The following is a 3,487-nucleotide window of genomic DNA, read 5'->3' on the forward strand; positions in this document are numbered from 1 at the left end:
CGGCCGCCGGGCTGGAACTGATCCACACCGTGCGCTTTGGCGGGCTGGAGCAGGCCTGGGTCTACCACCGCGCCGCGCCGCGCCCCGCGCTCGAGCCGCCCGCCCTGGCATCGCCGGCCTCCTTCGGCGACCGGCTGGCGCTGATGGCCCTCGACCCACAGAGCGACGGCGAACAGGTGCAGCTGTCGGCCCGCTGGCGGCGCGCCGCCCCGGCGGCGGCCAGCGATCGATACACCCTGCGCCTGGTCATCGCCGACGACGCCGGCAACGTCTGGACTTCGCAGGAGACAGACCTGCTGAATGAATTCTACTTTCACCCGCCCGACTGGGAGACGGATGACAGCGGCATCGTCTACTACACCCTCGTCCTGCCCCCAGCGACGCCGCCCGGCCAGTATCAACTACAACTGACGGTTGTGGATGGGCAAACGGGCGGACAGCTGCCCGTGCGGGTGGGCGACGCCGGCTTCCAGGGGGTCACCTATACAGCGGGCGAGATCGACGTGCCACTGCCGGACGCGATCGTCTCGGCCACGCGTCTCCAGATTCCCCAGGCCAGCGGCGCGAAGTGGCTCGATGAATCGCTCTGGCTGCTGGGCCACAGCGCCGTGGCCGATGAGGCGCTGGCCGGCAGTGATTTGCCGCTGGAACTGTTCTGGCACGCGCCGGCCGGCGGGCTGCCGGCGAGGATGCAGGTAGCTTTCAGCTTGCAGCCGGCGGGCGGGGAGCCGCAGCTTGTGGCGACCGCGCCGCTGAGCCGTTTCGACACGGGGCAGTGGCGCACGGGCGAGACGGTCCACGAAAAGTACCGCCTACCCCTGCCGCCGCCGACGCCCGCCGGGCGCTACGCTTTGGTCATCCAGCCGCTGCTGGCCGACGGGCAGCCGCTCGCGCCGGCCGCGACGCTGGCCGAACTGACGATCAACAACATCGACCGGGCCTATGCGCTGCCGGACAACGTTGTCTGGCCGCTCGACACATGCTTTGGGGATAGTGTGTGCCTGCGCGGCTTCACCTGCCCTGGACCTGACAGGTCTCAGAAGACATGTCAGGTCTCCGCGGGCGAGACGGCCGAACTGACTCTCTACTGGCAAGCGCTGGAAGAGCCGCGCGCCGTCTACACCGCCTTTGTGCACGTGCTGGACGAGGCGGGCAAGACGGTGGCTCAGGCCGATCACTGGCCGGGCGGTCTGCCGAGCGACATCTGGGACAAGGGACAGGTCATCACCGACCGCGTGCCCCTAGCGCTGCCGGCCGACCTGCCGCCGGGGCGCTACACGGTGCGGCTGGGCCTCTACACGGCCGACGACGGCCACCGCCTGCCGGTGACGGGCGAGGCAGCAGCCGACCACTTCATTCTGCCCATCGCGCTGGACGTTAGCCGCCCATGATGACGCGCCGCCGCTCCCTCTGGCTACTGGCCGGGCTGCTGCTGGCGGCCTTCGCCCTGCGCGTCTACCGGCTGGACACGCAAAGCCTGTGGTGGGACGAGGGCATCAGCCTGCACCTAGCGACGTCGAGCGCGGCCGAGATCGTGCGCGACCGGCTGAACAACATTCACCCGCCGCTGTACTTCTTCCTGCTGAAGGGCTGGCTGGCGCTGACCGGCGTGTCGGCCTTCAGCGGGCGCTATCTGAGCGCGCTGGCAAGCCTGATGCAGGTGGCGCTGGTGTATGCGGTGGTGAAGAGGGCATCCACAGATTTCACAGATGACACAGATGAAGAACGAACATCGTCCGCGCGATCGGTGACATCAATGGTCGCTCTGCTGGCAGCGGGGCTAATGCTTATTTCGCCGCTGTCGGTCATCTATGGGCAAGAGATTCGCGTCTACGCGCTGCTGCCGGTCGCCTATCTGGCTATGCTCTGGTTAGCTCACCGCCTGCTGGCCCGCCCCTCCGCATCTGAGGATGCAGACTCTAAACAGGAGCGCCCCCCTGCTCCCCCGCTCTCCCGCTCCCTCGCCCCCCTGCTCCTCCTCGCTGCGCTAGAATCGCTCGCCCTCCACCTCCACTACATCGCCCTCTTCGCCGTGGGCTACATTGGGCTGTGGGGCGTGCTGACGCTGGGGCGGCGGCGCGAGTGGGCGGGGCTGCGGCGCTGGCTGGCGGCGCACGCGCTGGTGGGCGCGGCCGGGCTGCCCTGGCTGCTGGCCGTCGCCGCCAACCTGCCGGCCATCCAGGCCGAGGCCGCCGCCGGCACGTTCACCACGGAACCGGTGCCGCTGCCCTACCTGTTCGCTCAGGTGTGGGCCTTCCACCTGACCGGGCTGGCCGGGGCGCTGGCGAATCCGTGGGTGCGGGTGGGGGCGGCTGTGGCGGGGGTGTTGGCTGCCGTCCTACTACTTCTGCGCAGTCTAGACCTGACAGGTTTCGAGCGGACTCCTGTCCGCCAACCTGTCAGGTCTTTCACGGCCCACTGGCTCGCCCCGCTCTTGCCGGCGCTACTGGTTTGGAGCGTGCGCTCCTTCTCCCACCCCCGCTACGTCGTCATGTTCGCGGCGCTGTTCGTGCCGCTGGCGGCGTGGCTGATGGGGCCGACGGCTGCCGGACGTCGGCCGACCGCTCGCTTGCTCGGTCGCCTGTTGGCCCCGATGTTGGCGCTGGCGCTGGTGGCGTTGAGCCTGTGGGGTCTGCGGCAATACTTCTTCGTGCCGGCCACGGCCAAGCCCGACATGCGCGGCGTGGCCCGCCACCTGGAGGCGGTCGCCGGGCCGGACGATCTCATCCTCATCCCCGACACCGACTGGTCGCTGCCCTTCGAATATCACGGCCCCACGCCGGTGCGCATGCCTCGGCTGGACAAGTCACCCGACGAGACCGATGCGACCCTGACCGGCCTGCTCGACTGCGCCGGCGAGGAGCCGTGCGCGGCGTCGGGGCGCGTCTTCGTCGTCGATTACCCCGACGGCACGCGCGACTGGGCCGGGCGGCTGCCGTTCGAGTTGGCCCGACGCGGCTACCGGGCGGGCGAGACGCGCTTTGAGGGGCTGCTGGTGCGCCAGTACCAGTTAACAGAGCAGCATGGGCCGCTGCCAACCTGCGACAGCAGCGGTCTGGCCCGGCCGGGAGCGCGTTTCGGCCCGCTGGAACTGGTCGCGGCCTGGGTGGGCCAAGGCGCGGCGGCCGACACGGCCGTAACCGTTGCCCTCTGCTGGCGGGCGGCCGAACTGCCCCCGGCCGATCTGGCCGTCTCGCTCGTCCTGCGCGATCCCCTGACCGGCGAGCGCGTGGCCCAAACCGACGCGCTACTGCTCGACCACGCCGGAGCGCCGGCGAGCGCGTGGCCGGCCGGCGCGACCATCGTCACCTACCACGTACTGCCCTTGCCGCCGGGCACACCACCGGTAACGGCGGAGCTATCGGCCGGCATCTACGCGGGCAAGGCGGGCGGCGCATTGGAAGCGGTGGGCGCGACGGGTACGGCGCTGGGGCAGTTCGCCCCGCTGGGGGAAGTGACCCTGTCGCCGCCGGTGGGGCTGTCGGAG

Annotated in this window: 1 protein-coding gene and 1 pseudogene; both read left to right on the plus strand. The window is 70.2% G+C overall.

What is annotated here, in order from left to right; all coding sequences use genetic code 11:
- Positions 1-1,391, plus strand: a pseudogene (locus ACE3UY_RS00160) (hypothetical protein); the annotation flags it as partial.
- A partial coding sequence (locus ACE3UY_RS00165) for a glycosyltransferase family 39 protein (RefSeq protein WP_374685527.1) occupies positions 1,388-3,487 on the plus strand: 2,100 nt, incomplete at its 3' end. The pseudogene ACE3UY_RS00160 and the gene ACE3UY_RS00165, both read left to right, overlap by 4 nt.

The sequence above is a fragment of the Promineifilum sp. (SeqCode) genome (assembly GCF_041918635.1).
Lineage (GTDB): Bacteria > Chloroflexota > Anaerolineae > Promineifilales > Promineifilaceae > Promineifilum.